The organism is Mycobacterium sp. NTMscope_MAC_12, assembly GCF_976985675.1.
The window spans coordinates 2365424-2382239 of record NZ_CDRJYY010000001.1 but is presented as its reverse complement, the minus strand read 5'-3'; the positions used below and the strand labels follow the sequence as shown (position 1 = coordinate 2382239).

The following is a 16816-nucleotide window of genomic DNA, read 5'->3' as shown; positions in this document are numbered from 1 at the left end:
ATGACGCGCGCCGCGGGCACAAAGGGTGGAGCCGCGGCGTTGCGCCAGGGGTGAGACCACGCGTTAGGAGGCGCCGGTGAAGGTTCGTTTCGGCGTCGGGCTGGGTGCGGACACCGCTCCGAATCAGTTGGCCGCCATCGTCGATCATCTCGAGGCCAGCGGCGTGGATTCGCTGTGGTTTTCCGAGCTGGTGTACTCGCCGGCGGTCGACCCGACGGTCGGGATGGCGTACGCGCCCGCCCGGACGAGCCGGTTGAAGGTGGGCACCTCGGTGGCGGTGCTGCCCGGCCGGCACCCGGTGCTGGTGGCCAAGCAGTTGGCGTCGTTGGCGGCCGTCGCCCCGAAGCGGGTCCTTCCGGTGTTCGGTCTGCGGTCGGCGATTCCGGCCGAGCGCGAGGTGTTCGTGGTTCCCGACGGCGAGCGGGCGGCGGTGTTCGACGAGTCGCTGCGGGTGTTGCGCGCGGCATTGGAAGGGGAGCCGGCCACGTTCACGGGCGAATACTTTACCGTCACGGGCGCGGCCGTCGCCCCGAAGCCGGCACCGCCGCTGGACATTTGGTTGGGCGGGTCGGCGCCGGCCGCGTTTCGGCGTATCGGGGCGCTGGGCGACGGGTGGCTGGGCAGTTTCCTCACCCCGGCGGAGGCCGGGGCCGGGCGGGAGGCGATCGAGCGCGCCGCGGAGCGGGCCGGCCGGCACATCGAACCCGACCACTTCGGGATCTCGTTGGCCGTCACCGATGGCGAGCTGCCCGCGGAGTTGGCCGCGGCGGTCCGCAAGCGGCGACCGGACCTCGACCCCGGTGAGCTGATCGCCGCCGGGTGGGATGCCCTGCACCGCCAACTGGACGCCTACCTCGCGGCGGGGTTGACGAAGTTCGTCATCCGGCCCGCCGGTAAGGCGCCCCTGGACGCGTTCCTCTATCGGTTCGTCTCCGAACTCGTCGGCCGCCAGAACTGACCGGCCACACGGGCGACGGCACGGTTCTCCCTACCGGGGCCCCAGAGGCTGCACAATGACTGCCATGACCGGCACACCGCTCGCGGCCGCGGCGATTGCCCAGCTGGAGGCCGAGGGCGTCGACACGGTCATCGGCACCGTCGTCAACCCCGCCGGGCTTACCCTGGCCAAGGCGGTGCCGATCCGCCAGACCAACATGTTCGCCGATCCCGGCCTGGGCGCCAGCCCTTCCTGGCATGCGTTCGCCATCGACCAGACCGGGATCGCCTTCACCGCCGACGTCGGCGTGGTGGGGGACCAACGCCTCCGGATCGACCTGTCGGCCTTGCGAATCGTGGGCGACGGCCTGGCGTGGGCGCCCGCCGCGTTTTTCTGTCAGGACGGCACGCCGGTCCCCACGTGCGGCCGGGGAACGCTGCGACGGATCGAGACGACGCTCGCCGACGCCGGCATTGAGGCTGCCGTAGGGCACGAGATCGAATTCCTCTTGGTCGCGCCGGACGGCGGCCGGCTGCCGTCGACGCTGTGGGCCCAGTACGGCCTCGCCGGTGTGCTGGAGCGCGAAACGTTCATCCGGGAGGTGATCGGGTCGGCGACGGCGGCCGGGATCGCGATCGAACAGTTCCACCCCGAGTATGGCGCCAACCAGTTCGAGATCTCGCTGCCGCCGCAACCACCGGTGGCCGCCGCCGATCAGCTGATCCTGATGCGGCTCATCATCGGCCGCGTGGCGCGCCGCCACGGCCTTCGCATCAGCTTGTCGCCCGCGCCCTTTGCCGGTGGTGTCGGATCGGGTGCCCACCAACACTTTTCGTTGACGACGCCGGAAGGCCGGTTGTTCTCCGACGGCGCGGGCGCCGCGGGCATGACGGCGGCGGGGGAGAGCGCGGTGGCGGGAGTGGTTCGCGGCCTGCCGGAAGCCCAGGGCGTGCTGTGCGGTTCGATCGTCTCGGGTCTGCGGATGCGGCCCGGCAATTGGGCGGGCGCCTACGCCTGCTGGGGCACCGAAAACCGCGAAGCCGCGGTGCGATTCGTCACCGGCGGACCCGCCAGCCCGCGGGGTGGAAACGTCGAGGTCAAGATCGTCGATCCCTCTGCCAATCCATATCTGGCGTCGGCGGCCATCCTGGGACTCGCGCTGGACGGCATCACATCGCGGGCCGCGCTGCCGCCGGAGATCACGGTCGACCCTGCGACCCGGTCCGATGCCGACCGCGCGCGTGACGGCGTCGTGCGCCTGACCGCATCGCAGGCCGAAGCGATCGCGGCGCTGGATGCTTCGGCGCGGATGCGGTGCATCCTGGGCGATCCGGCGGTCGACATGGTGGTCGCGGTGCGCCGACTGGAACACGAACGTTACGGCGATCTGGAACCCGAGCAACTGGCGGATCGGTTCCGCATGGCCTGGAGTCTGTGACGGACTGGTGATGAGCGCCGACACCCGCGACCTGGCCGAGCACATCGGCGCGGTGTCGCTGATCGATCAGCACGTCCACGGTTGCTGGTTGACGGCCGCAGACCGGCAGCGATTCGAGAACGCGCTCAACGAGGCCAATACCGAGCCCATCACCGATTCGGGTTTCGACTCACAACTCGGGTTTGCCGTGCGCGCTCACTGCGCCCCCGCCCTGGGGCTGCCCAAACACGCCGACCCGCAGGCCTATTGGGACCGTCGCCGCCAGTTCGCCGAAGACGAACTGGCCCGCCTGTTCCTTTCGGCCGCCGGCGTCAGCGACTGGTTGGTGGACACCGGGATCGGCGGAGGTGAGGTCGCCGGGGTTGGGGAGGTGGCTCGGCTGTCGGGCAAGCGTGCGCACGAAATCGTGCGCCTCGAGGAGGTGGCCGAGCAGGCCGCCCGAGCGCCGGGTGACTACGCGGCGGCGTTCGGAGAGATCCTGCACCGGCGCGCGGCGGGAGCCGTTGGCACCAAATCGATACTGGCCTACCGCGGCGGTTTCGAGGGTGACCTCAGTGAGCCGTCGGCGCGGGAGGTCGCCGACGCGGCCGGCCGGTGGCGCGAGCGCGGCGGGATACGATTGCGGGATCGGGTCCTGCTGCGGTTCGGGTTGCACCAGGCGTTGCGACTGGGCAAGCCATTGCAATTCCACGTCGGGTTCGGCGATCGTGACTGCGACCTGCGCAAGGCCAATCCTCTCCTGCTGCTTGACTTTCTGCGCCAGTCGGCGGACGTCCCGATCGTGCTGTTGCACTGCTATCCGTACGAGCGTGAGGCCGGCTATTTGGCGCAGGCGTTCAACAACGTCTATCTCGACGGCGGACTGAGCGTGAATTACTTGGGGGCGCGGTCGCCGGCGTTTCTCGCGCGACTTCTGGAGCTGGCGCCCTTTTCCAAGATCCTCTACTCGTCAGACGGATTCGGCCCCGCGGAACTGCACTTTCTCGGAGCGGTTCTGTGGCGCCGGGGCCTGCACAGGGTGCTACGCGAATTCGTCGACGGCGGCGACTGGAGCGAGGCCGACGCCATCCGGGTGGTCGATCTCATCGCCCGCGAGAACGCTCGAAGGATCTACGACCTCGCCTCGCCCGGTCAGCGGCCGTGAGAAACCGGCGCGTGCACAAAATTTTCACAAATTCCGATGTAACCAACCACCGGGGCGCATAGGCTTCGAGAGACGAATCGGGCAACGTCACCAAACTGAGGCATCAAGGAGGTTTGGGCACATGTTGTCCCGCGCTGCGTTCGTCGACGCCGCCATCGTTACCGTCGCCGCCGCTTCGGCGCCTCCGACCTACGCGTCACCCAGTGGTGGTTGCTACGCCGCCAGTTCTGGTGACTGCGTGTCATATCCGCATCAGGGCGGGGTGTAGCCGAGCCCGATCGCCGTTTGTGCCGAGGGATTGCCGGAATGGTCTATGAGGGGTGGCCATGCCGGCATTCCACGGCACCACGCGCCGATCTGGCGTATTGCCGTGGGCGGCAATGCCATCCGCGAGCGCCGCGTTACATGGGAACTGTCAGACCAATGCTGACGCGTCGTACACCCAACTCGTGTCGCCGGTCGCCAGGGCTTCGAAGTGGTTCGGGGGAGCGAAGGCGACGAGGCTGTTCATGTCCCAATAATCTTTCCAGACGGTGACCTTGCCGTCGACGACCTTGTGAACGGTCACGAATCGCAGAACACCCTGTTCCCCGGTCGCGAATGTCCATGTCTCCGAGTGCTCGTAGAGCACGTCGGAACCATTGGACACCAGCACGCCGGTGTGGTTCTCATAGCCCGCCAAATGCTCGAGACCCATCCTGAGGCGTTTGACGATGCCCTCGGGACCGCGGGCCGACACGGCCGGAACCGGCATGTCGACGTAGAGGCAGTCGTCGGACAAAAACGTCGGGATCGCCTCCCAATCACGACGCGAAAGGGCCTGCCACAGCCCACGGACGACATCCTCGACCGCGATCATAGAAACCTCTGTCATACCGGCAAATAAACTCGGTTAGCGCGCCGGTGTCAACCATGGGGGGTCTACTCGCGCCGCAGTCGCGATCGGTCAGCTGTCGGCGGCAGCCATCGACCGGGCCGGCCCGAGCGCCACCGGCAGTGACGACCATCCCCGCAGCACCCGGGTCTCTCGCCGGCATCCGGCGCCCGCCGCGCGCACCTCGGGGAAGCGGTCGAAGAACGTCCGCAGGCCCACCTCGCCCTCGGCGCGGGCGAGCGCGGCGCCCAGGCAAAAGTGTCGGCCACCGGAAAAGGCGAGATGCCTTCCAGCATTGGGTCTTTCGATGTCGAATCGGTGCGGATCGGGAAACACGGCCGGATCCCGGTTGGCGGCAGCCAGATACACCAGCACCAGGTCGCCACGCGCGAGCTGCCGTCCCGCGATCTCGACATCGCGCAGCGCCACCCGCGCGGTCAGCTGCACCGGCGATTCCAGTCGCAGGATCTCTTCGACGGCGTTGGGCCACAGCTCCGGGCGTCGCCGTAGCGCTTCGAGGTGCCCGGGCGCGTCCAGCAGCATGCGAATCCCGTTGCCGAGCAGGTTCACCGTGGTCTCGAAGCCGGCCGCCAGCACCAGACCGGCGATCGCCTGAAGCTCGTTGTCGTTGAGATAGGTGTCCGCCGAGCCGCTTTCGGCGGTCTGGATCAGCTGGCTCATCAGATTGTCGCTGGGGTCCAGGCGCAGCCGTTGTAGATGCTCGGCGAGCCAGGAGCTGAAGCCGGCGATCCCTTCCTGCACGCTGCGGTACTGCCGCCACGGTAATCCGATGTCCAGGCTCGGCGCGGCCAGCTCGCCGAATTCCAGGACGCGCGGCCGGTCCGGCTCGGGCACACCGAGGATGTCGCTGATGATCGAGACCGGAAGTTGCGCGCAATAGCGTCCGACGATGTCGACCACGCCGGACTCGCCGGTCAGCTGTTCGAGCAGGTCGGCGGCCGTCTGCTCGACCCGCTCCCGCAGTGCGGCGACCGCCCTGGGCGTGAACACCGCGGACACGGTCTTGCGGTAACGGGTGTGGTCGGGGGGTTCGACGGCCAGCAGGGAGGGCGCCCGTAGCGGATGCAGAAGCTCGTCGCGGGTGCGACGTTCCAGCCATCGCAACGGTGCCGGGAGATTCGATCCGAAGATCAGCACCCGGAAATCGTCGGACCGCAACAGCTCGTGGGCGATTGCGTGATCGGCTGTCAGATAGGCGACGCGGCCCTTCACCAGTTTGCCCCGAGCCCGGACTTCGTCGTAGAAGCGCACCGGATCGGCGGCCACCGCCGGATCGGCGATCAGCCTCGCCTGGACGTCACCGCGGCGGGCGCCGAACGCTGCGACGCCGCGGATGAAGCCGTGCATCGCGAACCAGTGCAGTCGTTCCTTCACCGGCCCTCCCTCGCTCAGGTGTCGGTACGAGCGTAGGCCGCACGCACCGAGCCGGTCAGCACTGCGCGACGATTTTGAAGTCGGTGGTCACCACTTTGTTGGGGTTGCTGCTGTTGATGCCGTAGGCGCTGCCGGTGATGGTGTACGCGTCGTTGTTGAGGTCGACGTGCGCGTCTCCCACCCCGCCTTGCCAGAAGCTGCCGGTGAAGCCGTCGACGTTGCGAATCTTCACCCACTGCGGCATGACCCGGTAACCGCTGAGCAGCACGACCGCTTCGACGCCGCCATCGTGGTCCGGAATTTTGATGGTCCGATACATCTGGTCTTGCCGGCACGCCGGGGGACGTGTCGTGTGCGTGGCGCCGTCGATGGTCAGGCGGGCGGCCCGACGGGGTGTCGTTTGCGCCGCGCTGCACCCCGCGACGCTGACGACGACCGCCGCCAAGACCAAAGCGACTGTGGGCAAGCGGTTTTGCACCAGCCGACCTCCTTACTGCCGCTTCGGCGCTAGCGCGGGTAGGGCTTTGACGATACTGCGTCGCACGAATTCGGGGCTCAGGCCCTTGAAGAAGTCAATCAAGCGAATGCTTTTCGGCACATACCAATGCAGCCGCTTCTGATGGTGGTAGGCCTGCCACGCCGCCTCGGCCACGCTGCTGGCCGGCATCAACCGCAGCGGACCCTTTTTCGGGGCGGTGGCGCGCAACTCCTCGGCGGTTCTGGGCGCGCCGCCGTCGTCGGAGTGGTTGGTCGTGCTGGTGAGGATGGCGGTGTCGATCAGGCCGGGCAGCACGTCGGCGACGCGCACCCCGTGCCGCCGCCACTCCACGCTCAGCGCCTCGGTCAGCCCCTTGACCGCGTGCTTGGTCGACGAGTAGACGGCGAGGCGGGGCATGCCGTAAGTCGCCGACGAGGACGACGTCGAAAACATCAGGCTGCCGGGCGTTTTCTTGAGGTACGGCAGCGCGCCGTAGGCACCGGTCAGCACCGATTTGTAGTTCACCTCGACGAGGCGCATCGCGGCGTCATACGGCACGTCCTCGAACCACCCGGATTCGCCGATGCCGGCGTTGTTCCACATCATGTCGAGGCCGCCGCCGGTGTTGCCGGAGCAGAAGTCGGCGAGGGCGCCGTCCAGGGCCGCCTTGTCCGTCACGTCGACGGCGCGGGTCCACAGCCGGTCGGCGCCGAGTTCTTCGGTCAGCGTCGCCAGGCCGTCGCCGTTGCGGTCCACGGCGCCCACCCGCCAACCCTTGGCATGGAACAGCTTTGCGCCTTCGCGCCCCATGCCGCTGCCCGCGCCGGTGATGAAGACCGATTTCACGACTGGTCGGCCTCGACGACATCTTTGATGCGGTTCAGCGTCTTGGTCATGTCGCGGACGTTGCGGCGCTTGCGCAGAAAGCCGCCGAACAACCAGTACACGCCCAGCCACGGCGCGGGGTTGAGCCGAAACGACTCGGTGACGTCGGTCCCGCCGCCGCTGGGCGCCAAGCGGTAATGCCAGTTGTTGACCTCCCGATCACCGAGCAGCACCGTAAAGCCGAATTCGCGGCCCGGTTCGCACGCGGTGACCTTGCAGGTCGTCCAATACACCGGTCCCATCTCATTGCGCCGGACGTGACCGCGGAATTTCGCGCCGAGGGCCGGGCCGGTCGCATCGCCCAGCCACTCGGCTTCGAAAACTTCCGGGGAAAACCGTCCGGTGTTGCGGACGTCCGCGATGAGATCCCAGATTTTGGCCGCGGGCGCCGCCATGTGAACAGTCGCCGAACCTTCCATGGGCTGATCCAAACACAGCTTCGTGTCGGGTCATAGACCGCGCGGGCGTGTCATCAGTGCGGGACGGCCGCCTGGATCAGCCCGTTGATGATCTGCTTGATGCCCTGCGCCGGGTGCGAATACCAACCGATCGGCAGGCCGGACTGTGCACCGCATTTGGGCCAGGGCTCCACGCCCTCTTCGGCGAAAACCCGGTTGGCGACGGCGATTTGCTGCTCCCGGGACGCGGCCGCCGGGTTGCCGACGCCGCCGTAGCGAGCCCAGGTGCCCGGTTTGAATTGCAGCCCACCGTAGTTGCCGTTTCCGGTGTTGGCGTGCCAGTTGCCGCCGGATTCGCATTGAGCGATCGCGTCCCAGTTGGGAGCGGCGTCCGCGCTCACCACACCCGTGGACGAAGCCATCGATGCTGCAACGAACCCGCCGACCGCTACGGACTTGACGAGAAGCTTGCAGAGATTCTTCATGTCAAGGTTTTCGGCGCGTGTGGCCAAAGCGTTACCTATTCGAAAATGGCGCGAGATATGCCTTCTATCTGCGGAAATCGCCTTTTCGCCAGGCCAAATTCGACGGTTAGGAAATGGTGAGGAAAAATTAAATTATTGCTGGCAATACGATTGCGTCGCCGACCACAGGGCCCGTCGGTAGAGGCCGTCGAGCTGACGACTCTGGACGACGTCGCTCCTTGCGGTATCGAGTTGCAGCGCGCACGCCGGCGAGTGCAGCACGTCCCAGTTGACCGATATCTGAGTCAGTATCGCCTGGTTGAGGCCGTCGATCACCGACCGCGACGCCGCCAGGTCCGGGGGATCGGCCGGCGCTTGGCCCGGATCGAGCTTCCAGTCCGCGAAGCGGCTGTACTCGATGGCCTCGGTGGCACCGATCTGGTCACCGAAGACCCGGATGACGTAGTCGCGGTCGATGCGCGCGGCGACGGCTTCGTCGCCCAGCCGTGCTAATTCCTGCCGGACGCGTACCGGGTCTTCAATGGCCCCATGGCTGTGCCATTTATAAGCGGCCACCGACTCGGCGATCTGCAACCGCTGTGCGGCGGCGTCGACCAACGGGGTCAAGGGGCTCACGCTGTCGGCCCGGGCCGACGGCGCCCACAGCGCCAGGGCGCCGGCCACCACGGCACAGCACAGGGGAACGAGGTGGACGCGGCGCGGCGAGCGCGTGCTGCGGGGCATGACGACGATTCTGGCGTGATCGCCGCCCCTTAACGCACTACTGCGCCTGACGTGTCGTCAAGCGCAGTAGTGGCGTCAGGTGAATGGGTTATCCGCCGCCACCCGCCGAAGCGCCCAGAGCGCTCTGCAGGTCACCCTTCATGGCGTTGAGCTGGGCACCCCAGTACTCCCAGCTGTGTGTGCCGTTGGCATCGAAGTTGAACACGGCGTTGTGGCCGCCGGCCGCGTTGTACGCGTCCTGGAACTTCAGGTTGCTGCTGCGCACGAAGTTCTCCAGAAACTCGGCGGGCATGTTCGCTCCGCCCAGCTCCGACGGTGTGCCGTTACCGACGTAGATCCACAGCCGGGTGTTGTTGCCGACCAGCGCGGGGATCTGGACCGTCGGGTCGTTGCGCTGCCAGGCCGGGTCGCTCGACGGGCCCCACATGGCGTCGGGCTTGTAGCCGCCGGCGTCTCCCATGGCCAAGCCGATCAGCGACGGTCCCATGCCCTGGGACGGGTCCAGCAGCGCCGACAGCGAGCCGGCGTAGATGAACTGGTTGGGGTGGTTCACGGCCAGGATCATCGCCGAGGAGCCCGACATCGAGATGCCGATCGCGGCGCTGCCGGTGGACTTGACGCTCTTGTTCGAGGCCAGGTATTGCGGCAGTTCGCTGGTCAGGAAGGTCTCCCACTTGTAGGTGGAGCAGCCGGCCTTCCCACACGCCGGCTGGTACCAGTCGGCGTAAAAGCTGGACTGACCGCCGACCGGCATGATGACCGACAGGCCCGACTGGTAGTACCACTCGAACGCCGGGGTGTTGATGTCCCAGCCGTTGTAGTCGTCTTGAGCCCGGAGCCCGTCCAGCAGGTAGACCGCGGGGGAGCCGTTGCCGCCGCTCTGGAACTGGACCTTGATGTCGCGACCCATTCCGGCGGACGGCACTTGCAGGTACTCGACGGGCAGGCCCGGACGCGAAAATGCATTCGCGGTCGCCGCGCCGCCGGCAATGCCGATCAGGCCCGGCAGGGTTACAGCCGCGGCTGCACCGACCACAAGTCGGCGCCCCCAGGCCCGGACCTTCTCGTTCAGATCTGTCATACCTGCCCCTTGTCGGATGTGATCGAATGTGATCGCGGTCTCACAGGAATTTACCGTGTAAGTCCGTCAAATGTCGATTGGGACGCGGACGCGTCTCGATTTTGCATCGCTTTTTACCTCGCAATTTCGCCACCCGGTGATCCGAGCGGCGACGATCGGCGGGTACCCGCTCGGCGACCACCTAACCGGTTCACCGCGAAAACGGCCGGTCCGCAGCGGCGTCCGGTTTGCCGAGACCGAAAGCCGTTGATACCGCGCGATAGAAAAAAGCGCCCCGATGAACCCAGAGCGGATTCGTGCGGGGCATCGCCGGCGTGTCGCGAGGCGATGCGGACCGGGGCGACCGGGATTTCGCCGACCGCGTAGGCTCTGTCGAAGCAAGCCGATGAAGACCACGCTATCCCGGGTCTGTTCCGGCTCTCACGAACCTCCGCACCAGCGGCTTCATGGTGCGCGTCGGTGTGTCTGGGAGCCGAGGCGCGGGACCGATTGGGGCATAGATTTGGACACGGTACTTGGCCTATCAGTGACGTCGACCGCCGTCGGGTGGGTCCTCGCTGAAGGACACGGCGCAGACGGCACCATCCTGGATCACCAGGAGTTGGCGCTGCGCGCCGGCCGGGGCGTCCGCGCCGTGAGCACCGCGGAGCAAGTGGTAGACGAGGTACTGCGGGTCGACACGGCGGCGGCCGCGAGTGATCACCGCCTGCGTGTCATCGGGGTGACCTGGAACGACGACGCATCCGCTCAGGCCGCACTGGTGCTGGAGGCGTTGACCGACGCGGGCTTCGACAATGTCGTGCCGATCCGGTTCCTCGAGGCCATCGAGACCTTGGCGCAGGCCATTGCGCCCGTCATCGGTTACGAGCAGACCGCGGTCTGCATTCTCGACCATGACGCCACGACCGTCGTCATGGTCGACACCCATGACGGGGAGACCCAGACGGCAACCAAACATGTGCGCGGCGGCCTCGATGGCCTGACCCGATGGCTGACCGGCATGTTCGACCGCGACGGATGGCAGCCGGGCGGGGTTGTCGTCGTCGGCGCCGACATCGACGGGTTCTCATGGCAACTCGAAAAGGCGTTGCCGGTGCCGGTTTTCGTGCAATCGATGGCCCAGGTGACGATCGCGCGCGGCGCAGCGCTGTCGGCGGCTCGCAGCACCGAGTTCACCGACGAACAACTCGTGGAGCACCACAGCGAACCCCTTTCCGCGGCGCCCGCACGCCAGCGGCACCTCTCGTATTCCGGAGCCCTCACCGCGTTGGCGGCCGGCGCGATCACCTTCGTCGGCTCGGTGTCGCTCGCGGTGGGGATTCACGTGGGCCCGGCCAGCGCGCCCGCGGCCAAGCACACCACCCATCCAGCCACGCCCCAGGCCGCCGAGGCGGCCAAGGCCGTCGCGCCGCTTCCGGCGGCCCCCCAGCTCAAGCGCCCCGCCGCGCACGCCCAGCCGCCCGCGGGCGAACCCGCCCCCGCGCCGGCCGCTCCGGAAGAGCAAGCGGGCATTGGCGGCGACCGGCAGCCGGATTCCGGTAACGGGCAGCCCTATTTGACCCGAGTGCTCGAGCACATCCCCGGCGACGCGGGCGACGCGGCAGCCGATTCAGCGCCGCGCGCAGCGGCCGAGCCGCAACCCTGATTCTCCCGAGCGGGTGGCTCACCCGTCCTTGGCGTGAACCGCGGTAAAGGTCAAGGACACATCGTCCGCGACTTGAACCGAGCCCATCAGCAGCGAGTAGGGCTTCACGCCGTAATCGGTTTGACGGACGGTGGTTTCAGCGGACATGCGCCAGGCGTCTTTGAGATCCTCGGTGCGCACGTCGATGACGTGGTCTCGTGAGGTGCCCCGGATCGCGAGCGTGCCGGTGAGTCGGTACCCGTCGTCGGCCTGCTCGATGACGTCCGCGGTGTAGCGGATCTCGGGAAAGCGGTTGGCGTGCAACGACTTCAAAGCGTTGGACCGGACCTGTGCTTTCTCGATCGCGGACAGCCCTTTGACGCCACCCTTGCCGCTCAGTACGTCGAGCGAATCGACCTCGACCACAAGCTCCGCACCGACGGGTCGGGAACCGGCCCAACCCACGGTCGCACGCCAGCGCGACATCGCGATGGTGAGGCGGTGGCCCATTCGTGCGGCTCGGCCGGCAACCCCGGTGTGGAGCAACAATTCACCGTCGGATGGCCCGATCGTCCACGCCGCGCCCTCGTCAGCAGTCACGGACCAACGGTGTCACATGGTCAAGACGGTGCGGTAATGCGCTCGTCCCTGCTCCAGCGCCGCATAGCCCTCGGCCGCCTGCGCCAACGGCAACTCCTCGATCCACGCCCGGACGCCGGACAGGACCGCGAAACGCATGGTGTCTTCGACATCTTTGGCCGTCCCGGAGGGGTGGCCGACGATGCTGACTCCGGGGGTTATCAGCTGTACGGGGCTGATCGGCAGCGGTTCGGGCGTGACGCCGACGGTGACCAGTTCGCCCCGGGGGACTATGCCACCGACCGTGGCGGCCATGGCCTTCGAATTGCCCGCGGTGGCCAGGACGACCGTCGCGCCACCCAAGTCCTTCAACGCCTCGGCGGGATCGTTGGCTGTCGAATCGATGTAGTGATGGGCGCCCAGTTTCCGGGCGTCGTCGGCTTTGCCGGTACCGCGGTTGATCGCGATGGTCTCGAAGCCCATCGCCCGGGCGAACTGCACGCCGAGGTGCCCCAGGCCGCCGACGCCGAGTATCGCCACCCGATCGCCGGGCAGCGCCTTGGCGTGACGTAAGGCGTTGTAGGTGGTGACGCCCGCGCAACCCAAGGGGGCAGCTTCGGCGTCGGAGAGCTCGTCCGGTATCCGGGCCAGGGCGCTGGCCGGAACCGTCACCGACTCCGCGTACCCGCCGGGGTACTGCCAGCTCGGCACCTTCCCGTTCTCGCAGTGAATGAACAGGCCTTTGCGGCACTGCTCGCAGTGATAGCAGCATCCACCGAACCAGCCGACCGCGACGCGATCGCCGATCGCGAAATCCTCGACGCCGTCGCCGATTTCGGCGACCTTGCCCGCGATTTCATGCCCGGGGGTCAGCGGCCACGACATGCCCGGGAACCCACCGTTAACGAAGTGCGCGTCGGTGCCGCAGATGCCGCACGCGGCGACCGTCAGTCGCACCTCGTCGCGACCGGGTGGTTGGGTTTCGACTTCGGCCAGCTCTAGGGGGCCGCCCGCGGACTGTATCCGGACAGCTTGATGTGTGGGCATCGGCCTAGCTTAGTGCGCGGCAGGCGATTTCGCTGCTCCATCGGTGTGGTAGTCCACCTGCCAGTGCTTGATCCCGTTGAGCCAGCCCGACCGGAGGCGTTCGGGCTTGCCGATGGACTCGAGATCGGGGATGCCGTCGGCGATCGCGTTGAACATCAGGTCGATCGTCATGCGCGCCAGGTTCGCGCCGATGCAGTAGTGGGCGCCCGTTCCGCCGAAGCCGACGTGCGGGTTGGGATCGCGCAGGATGTTGAAGGTGAACGGATCGTCGAAGACTTCCTCGTCGAAATTGGCTGAGCGGTAGACCATTACGACCCGCTGGCCCTTTTTGATCTGCACGCCGGACAGTTCGTAGTCCTCGAGCGCGGTGCGCTGAAACGACGTGACCGGGGTGGCCCACCGGACGATCTCGTCGGCCGCGGTGCCGGGCCGCTCCTTCTTGAACAGCTCCCACTGGTCGGGGAAATCGGTGAAGGCCATCATGCCCTGGGTGATGGAGTTGCGGGTGGTCTCGTTTCCGGCCACCGCCAAAAGGATCACGAAAAAGCCGAATTCATCGTCGGACAGCTTGTGCCCGTCGATGTCGGCCTGGACCAGCTTGGTGACGAGGTCTTCCCCCGGATTCTTTGTCCGCTCGGCCGCCATCTGCATGCCGTACATGATGAGTTCGACCGAGGCGGTGATCGCGTCGTTGTTGGCGAATTCGGGATCCTGGTCGCCGACCATCTCGTTGGACCAGTGGAAGAGTTTCTTGCGTTCTTCCTGCGGCACACCCATCAGTCCGGCGATGGCCTGCAGCGGCAGCTCGCACGACACCTGTTCGACGAAGTCGCCGCGGCCCTCGGCGGCCGCCTCCTCGACGATGTGGCGGGCGCGCTCGGCGAGGTCTGAACGCAGGCGCTCGATGGCTCGGGGAGTGAAGGCCCGCGAGATGATCTTGCGCAGCCGGGTGTGCTGCGGCGCGTCCATGTTGAGCAGGACGAACTTGCCGCGCTCGATCTGCTCGCCGACCGTGCCGTCCTTATAGCGCGGCAGCGCTGTCTTCTGCAGGCTGGAGAACACGTCACTGCGCAGCGAGACCTCTTTGACGTCCTTGTGCTTGGACACCACCCAAAAGCCGCCGTCGTCGAACCCGCCGGCCCCGATCGGTTGTTCGTTCCACCAGATCGGCGCCGTGCGGCGCAGCTCGGCCAGTTCCTCGACCGGCAATCGCTCGGCGTGGATGTCCGGATCGGTGAAGTCGAAGCCGGGAGGCAGATTGGGGACCGGCTTGGTGCTGGACTCGACGGTTGACATGGCGCACTCCTCGATACGAAGTCGTCTAGGCGTCCTTGTGCAAGGAAACCACTGCCGGACCACGGTTGGGAAGCATTGACGCAAGATCGCCGAGGGCAAATTGGAACGTGTTCCGCAGGTGCGCTTTGTCCGCCGCGGCGGGCCTACACGGGGGATCGCGGCCGCACGCCGAAACCGTCTTGTGGCCGGCGACGCGACCGATATGCTTTGGTGCAGGTCACCGGCGACGACAGGCGGGGTGGAAGATGATTCGGGAATTGCTGAGCGCCGCTTCGATAGCGGGCATCACGATCGGCATGGCGCCGTGCGCGGCCGCCGACCCGCATTACGACGGAGACGTTCCGGGCATGAATTACCAAGCTTCGCTGGGCGCTCCGTGCGACAACTACGAGCGCTTCATCTTCGGACGAGGGCCCAGCGGCCAGGCCGAGGCCTGCCACTTCCCGCCGCCCAATCAGTTCCCGGCCGCCACCATCGGGTACTGGGTGGCTTCCTACCCGCTGTATGGAGTCCAGCAGACCGGCGCGAAATGCCCCGGCTCGCAGGCGGCGGCGCAGACCCCGGACGGGCTTCCCATGCTGTGCCTGGGAGACCAGGGGTGGCAGCCCGGATGGTTTACCGGGGCAGGGTTTTTCCCACCCTCCGACTGATCGGCACGACGATGAAACGGAGCGAGCCCGGCGCGGTGCCCGTGCCCCGCTGGCTGCGTTTCGTCTTGGCCTCGGATCGCGCCGGGTCGGCGTGGTACATCGGCACCGGATTTTTCTTCGCGCCGGTGCTGGCCGTGTTCTCGCCGTGGCCGGCGGTCACTACCGTGTTGTGGTGCATCATCGCGGTGGTCGGGCTTTGGTTGGGGCTGCTGGGCATCGCGATGGCCATCGGGCTGGCCCGAATACTGCGCTCCGGGGCCGAAATTCCCGAAGACTTCTGGCGCTCCCTGGTGCACTACTGAGCCTCGGCAGGCATTGGCGCCGTCGAGAAATGGTGCCTCAGCCCGTCTAGAGTCAGAGCAACGAACCTGCGACAAAAGGAGACTCGAGATGGCCTTCAATCCCAAAGATGCGGTCGACGCGGCGAGGGACATCGCGACCAACGCCGTCGAGAAAGCGTCCGACATCGTCGAGCACGCCAGCGACATCATCCGGGGTGACCTCGCCGGCGGCGCCAGCGGAATCGTTCAGAATTCCATCGACATTGGCACGTACGCGCTGGACCGGACGAAGGAAGTCTTCACCGGCCGGCAGGACGTCGACGACGTCTAGCCCCGCCGGCCGGGCCAGCCTCCGTCGTCAGACGGAGGCGGCCTCGTTCAGCTCGTCCAGCCTGTTGGTGGCTTCCAGGTATTCCTGCACCCACCGCTCGATGACCGTCGACGTCTTCTCCACCTTGGTGAACTGCCCGACGACCTGGCCGACGGGGTTGAACGCGACGTCGACGGATTCGTTGGGGTACCTATTGGTGGCGCGAACCGCCATGCCGGACACCATGTACTGCAGCGGCATGCCGAGGGGCTTCGGGTTGTCGGGGGCCTCCCACGCCTCGGTCCAGTCGTTGCGCAGCATGCGGGCCGGCTTGCCGGTGAACGAGCGGCTGCGGACGGTGTCGCGGCTGCCGGCCTTGACGTAGGCCTCCTGCTGGACCGGGGTGTTCGAGGACTCCTCGACCATCAACCATTGCGATCCGGTCCACGCGCCCTGCGCGCCGAGAGCCAGCGCGGCCGCGATCTGCTCGCCGCTGCCGATGCCGCCGGCGGCCAGCACCGGAACCGGGGCGACCTCCTTGACGACCTGCGGCCACAGCACGATCGAGCCCACCTCGCCGCAGTGCCCGCCGGCCTCGCCGCCCTGCGCGATGATGATGTCGACTCCCGCGTCGGCGTGCTTGCGGGCCTGCGAGGGGGAGCCGCACAGCGCGGCGACCTTGAGCCCGGCGTCGTGAATGTGCTTGATCATGTCGGCCGGCGGGGTGCCGAGCGCGTTGGCGATCATCTTCACCTTGGGGTGCTTGAGCGCCACCTCGACCTGGGGCGTGGCCGTCGCCTCGGTCCAGCCGAGGAGCTGCAGGCTGTCGCCGTCGCTGTCCTCGACCGGCACGCCGTGGTCGGCGAGGATCTTCTTCCCGAAGTCCAGGTGCTCCTGGGGCACCATCTTGCGCAGCGTCTCGGCCAGCTCCTCGGCGGACAGGTGCGAGTCCATGCCCTCGTACTTGTTGGGGATGACGATGTCGACGCCGTAGGGGTGGTCGCCGATGTTCTCGTCGATCCAGTTGAGCTCGATCTCGAGCTGCTCGGGCGTGAAGCCGACGGCCCCGAGCACGCCGAACCCCCCGGCCTTGCTGACCGCCACGACGACATCGCGACAGTGGGTGAAGGCGAAGATCGGGAACTCGATGCCGAGTTCGTCGCAAATAGGGGTGTGCATTACAACTCCTGG

Annotated in this window: 19 protein-coding genes; 7 read left to right on the top strand and 12 right to left on the bottom strand. The window is 67.1% G+C overall.

Annotated features, from left to right (window positions below; genetic code table 11):
• Positions 1-76: 76 nt before the first annotated feature.
• From AC0KS4_RS10975 to AC0KS4_RS10965, 3 genes are all read left to right on the top strand, one after another.
• Complete coding sequence (locus tag AC0KS4_RS10975) at positions 77-958, top strand: TIGR03854 family LLM class F420-dependent oxidoreductase (protein ID WP_225328856.1); 882 nt, start codon at positions 77-79, stop codon at positions 956-958.
• Positions 959-1022: 64 nt separating this feature from the next.
• Positions 1023-2375, top strand: a complete 1353-nt coding sequence (locus tag AC0KS4_RS10970) for a type I glutamate--ammonia ligase (RefSeq protein ID WP_225328857.1) — start codon at positions 1023-1025, stop codon at positions 2373-2375.
• A 10-nt stretch (positions 2376-2385) separates the two neighbouring features.
• Complete coding sequence (locus tag AC0KS4_RS10965) at positions 2386-3519, top strand: amidohydrolase family protein (RefSeq protein WP_225328858.1); 1134 nt, start codon at positions 2386-2388, stop codon at positions 3517-3519.
• A gap of 415 nt (positions 3520-3934) precedes the next feature.
• Here the strand turns inward: AC0KS4_RS10965 and AC0KS4_RS10960 are convergent, their stop codons facing one another.
• The 8 genes from AC0KS4_RS10960 to ag85B all read right to left on the bottom strand — a co-directional run bounded on the left by AC0KS4_RS10960 (position 3935) and on the right by ag85B (position 9838).
• Entirely contained in the window at positions 3935-4378 is a 444-nt protein-coding gene (locus AC0KS4_RS10960) for a nuclear transport factor 2 family protein (protein ID WP_225328879.1), read from the bottom strand.
• 87 nt (positions 4379-4465) lie between these two features.
• Positions 4466-5788, bottom strand: a complete 1323-nt coding sequence (locus AC0KS4_RS10955; RefSeq protein WP_225328859.1) for a cytochrome P450 — start codon at positions 5786-5788, stop codon at positions 4466-4468.
• A gap of 55 nt (positions 5789-5843) precedes the next feature.
• Positions 5844-6266, bottom strand: coding sequence for a lipoprotein LpqH (locus tag AC0KS4_RS10950; RefSeq protein WP_225328860.1), 423 nt, complete (start codon positions 6264-6266; stop codon positions 5844-5846).
• 12 nt (positions 6267-6278) lie between these two features.
• Positions 6279-7112 carry an SDR family oxidoreductase gene (locus AC0KS4_RS10945; protein WP_225328861.1) on the bottom strand — a complete coding sequence of 278 codons (834 nt, stop codon included), beginning with the start codon at positions 7110-7112 and terminating at the stop codon, positions 6279-6281.
• The gene (locus tag AC0KS4_RS10940) at positions 7109-7588 is read right to left on the bottom strand and encodes an SRPBCC family protein (protein WP_225328880.1); all 480 of its coding nucleotides are present in this window, start codon (positions 7586-7588) and stop codon (positions 7109-7111) included. Before AC0KS4_RS10940 ends, AC0KS4_RS10945 begins: the two co-directional genes overlap by 4 nt.
• Positions 7589-7623: 35 nt before the next feature.
• Positions 7624-8061 (bottom strand): resuscitation-promoting factor RpfC, encoded by a 438-nt coding sequence (gene rpfC, locus AC0KS4_RS10935; protein ID WP_374109747.1) that lies wholly within the window; start codon positions 8059-8061, stop codon positions 7624-7626.
• A gap of 105 nt (positions 8062-8166) precedes the next feature.
• A complete protein-coding gene (locus AC0KS4_RS10930) occupies positions 8167-8757 on the bottom strand; it encodes a chorismate mutase (protein ID WP_225328863.1) in 591 nt (196 codons plus the stop codon).
• Between the two features lie 88 nt (positions 8758-8845).
• Positions 8846-9838, bottom strand: coding sequence for a diacylglycerol acyltransferase/mycolyltransferase Ag85B (gene ag85B, locus AC0KS4_RS10925; protein WP_225328864.1), 993 nt, complete (start codon positions 9836-9838; stop codon positions 8846-8848).
• Between the two features lie 502 nt (positions 9839-10340).
• Between ag85B and AC0KS4_RS10920 the strand changes: the two genes are divergently transcribed.
• Positions 10341-11483, top strand: a complete 1143-nt coding sequence (locus AC0KS4_RS10920) for a DUF7159 family protein (RefSeq protein WP_238955849.1) — start codon at positions 10341-10343, stop codon at positions 11481-11483.
• An 18-nt stretch (positions 11484-11501) separates the two neighbouring features.
• Here AC0KS4_RS10920 and AC0KS4_RS10915 read toward each other — a convergent pair whose 3' ends face one another.
• From AC0KS4_RS10915 to AC0KS4_RS10905, 3 genes are read right to left on the bottom strand one after another with little or no spacing between them, the layout of a single operon-like run.
• Positions 11502-12062, bottom strand: a complete 561-nt coding sequence (locus AC0KS4_RS10915) for a YceI family protein (protein WP_238955848.1) — start codon at positions 12060-12062, stop codon at positions 11502-11504.
• Positions 12063-12074: 12 nt separating this feature from the next.
• The gene (locus AC0KS4_RS10910; RefSeq protein WP_238955847.1) at positions 12075-13088 is read right to left on the bottom strand and encodes an alcohol dehydrogenase; all 1014 of its coding nucleotides are present in this window, start codon (positions 13086-13088) and stop codon (positions 12075-12077) included.
• A 9-nt stretch (positions 13089-13097) separates the two neighbouring features.
• Complete coding sequence (locus tag AC0KS4_RS10905; protein WP_238955846.1) at positions 13098-14384, bottom strand: cytochrome P450; 1287 nt, start codon at positions 14382-14384, stop codon at positions 13098-13100.
• A gap of 245 nt (positions 14385-14629) precedes the next feature.
• On the opposite strand from AC0KS4_RS10905, the gene AC0KS4_RS10900 reads away from it, so the two are divergent.
• The 3 genes from AC0KS4_RS10900 (at position 14630) to AC0KS4_RS10890 (ending at position 15646) form a co-directional block, all read left to right on the top strand.
• Positions 14630-15034, top strand: a complete 405-nt coding sequence (locus tag AC0KS4_RS10900) for a hypothetical protein (RefSeq protein ID WP_238955845.1) — start codon at positions 14630-14632, stop codon at positions 15032-15034.
• 11 nt (positions 15035-15045) lie between these two features.
• Positions 15046-15336, top strand: coding sequence for a hypothetical protein (locus tag AC0KS4_RS10895; RefSeq protein ID WP_238955844.1), 291 nt, complete (start codon positions 15046-15048; stop codon positions 15334-15336).
• Positions 15337-15424: 88 nt separating this feature from the next.
• Positions 15425-15646, top strand: a complete 222-nt coding sequence (locus AC0KS4_RS10890) for an Rv1893 family protein (RefSeq protein WP_008256834.1) — start codon at positions 15425-15427, stop codon at positions 15644-15646.
• A 27-nt stretch (positions 15647-15673) separates the two neighbouring features.
• Here AC0KS4_RS10890 and AC0KS4_RS10885 read toward each other — a convergent pair whose 3' ends face one another.
• Positions 15674-16804 (bottom strand): nitronate monooxygenase, encoded by a 1131-nt coding sequence (locus AC0KS4_RS10885; protein WP_067248280.1) that lies wholly within the window; start codon positions 16802-16804, stop codon positions 15674-15676.
• Between the last annotated feature and the right edge of the window lie 12 nt (positions 16805-16816).

Bases quoted from the DNA above. Each gene is read 5' to 3' on its own strand.
- AC0KS4_RS10910 (WP_238955847.1), bottom strand. From the start codon at position 13,088: ATGCCCACACATCAAGCTGTCCGGATACAGTCCGCGGGCGGCCCCCTA.
- AC0KS4_RS10895 (WP_238955844.1), top strand. From the start codon at position 15,046: ATGAAACGGAGCGAGCCCGGCGCGGTGCCCGTGCCCCGCTGGCTGCGT.
- AC0KS4_RS10970 (WP_225328857.1), top strand. From the start codon at position 1,023: ATGACCGGCACACCGCTCGCGGCCGCGGCGATTGCCCAGCTGGAGGCC.
- AC0KS4_RS10965 (WP_225328858.1), top strand. From the start codon at position 2,386: ATGAGCGCCGACACCCGCGACCTGGCCGAGCACATCGGCGCGGTGTCG.
- ag85B (WP_225328864.1), bottom strand. From the start codon at position 9,838: ATGACAGATCTGAACGAGAAGGTCCGGGCCTGGGGGCGCCGACTTGTG.
- AC0KS4_RS10890 (WP_008256834.1), top strand. From the start codon at position 15,425: ATGGCCTTCAATCCCAAAGATGCGGTCGACGCGGCGAGGGACATCGCG.
- AC0KS4_RS10900 (WP_238955845.1), top strand. From the start codon at position 14,630: ATGATTCGGGAATTGCTGAGCGCCGCTTCGATAGCGGGCATCACGATC.
- AC0KS4_RS10930 (WP_225328863.1), bottom strand. From the start codon at position 8,757: ATGCCCCGCAGCACGCGCTCGCCGCGCCGCGTCCACCTCGTTCCCCTG.
- AC0KS4_RS10885 (WP_067248280.1), bottom strand. From the start codon at position 16,804: ATGCACACCCCTATTTGCGACGAACTCGGCATCGAGTTCCCGATCTTC.
- AC0KS4_RS10960 (WP_225328879.1), bottom strand. From the start codon at position 4,378: ATGATCGCGGTCGAGGATGTCGTCCGTGGGCTGTGGCAGGCCCTTTCG.
- AC0KS4_RS10905 (WP_238955846.1), bottom strand. From the start codon at position 14,384: ATGTCAACCGTCGAGTCCAGCACCAAGCCGGTCCCCAATCTGCCTCCC.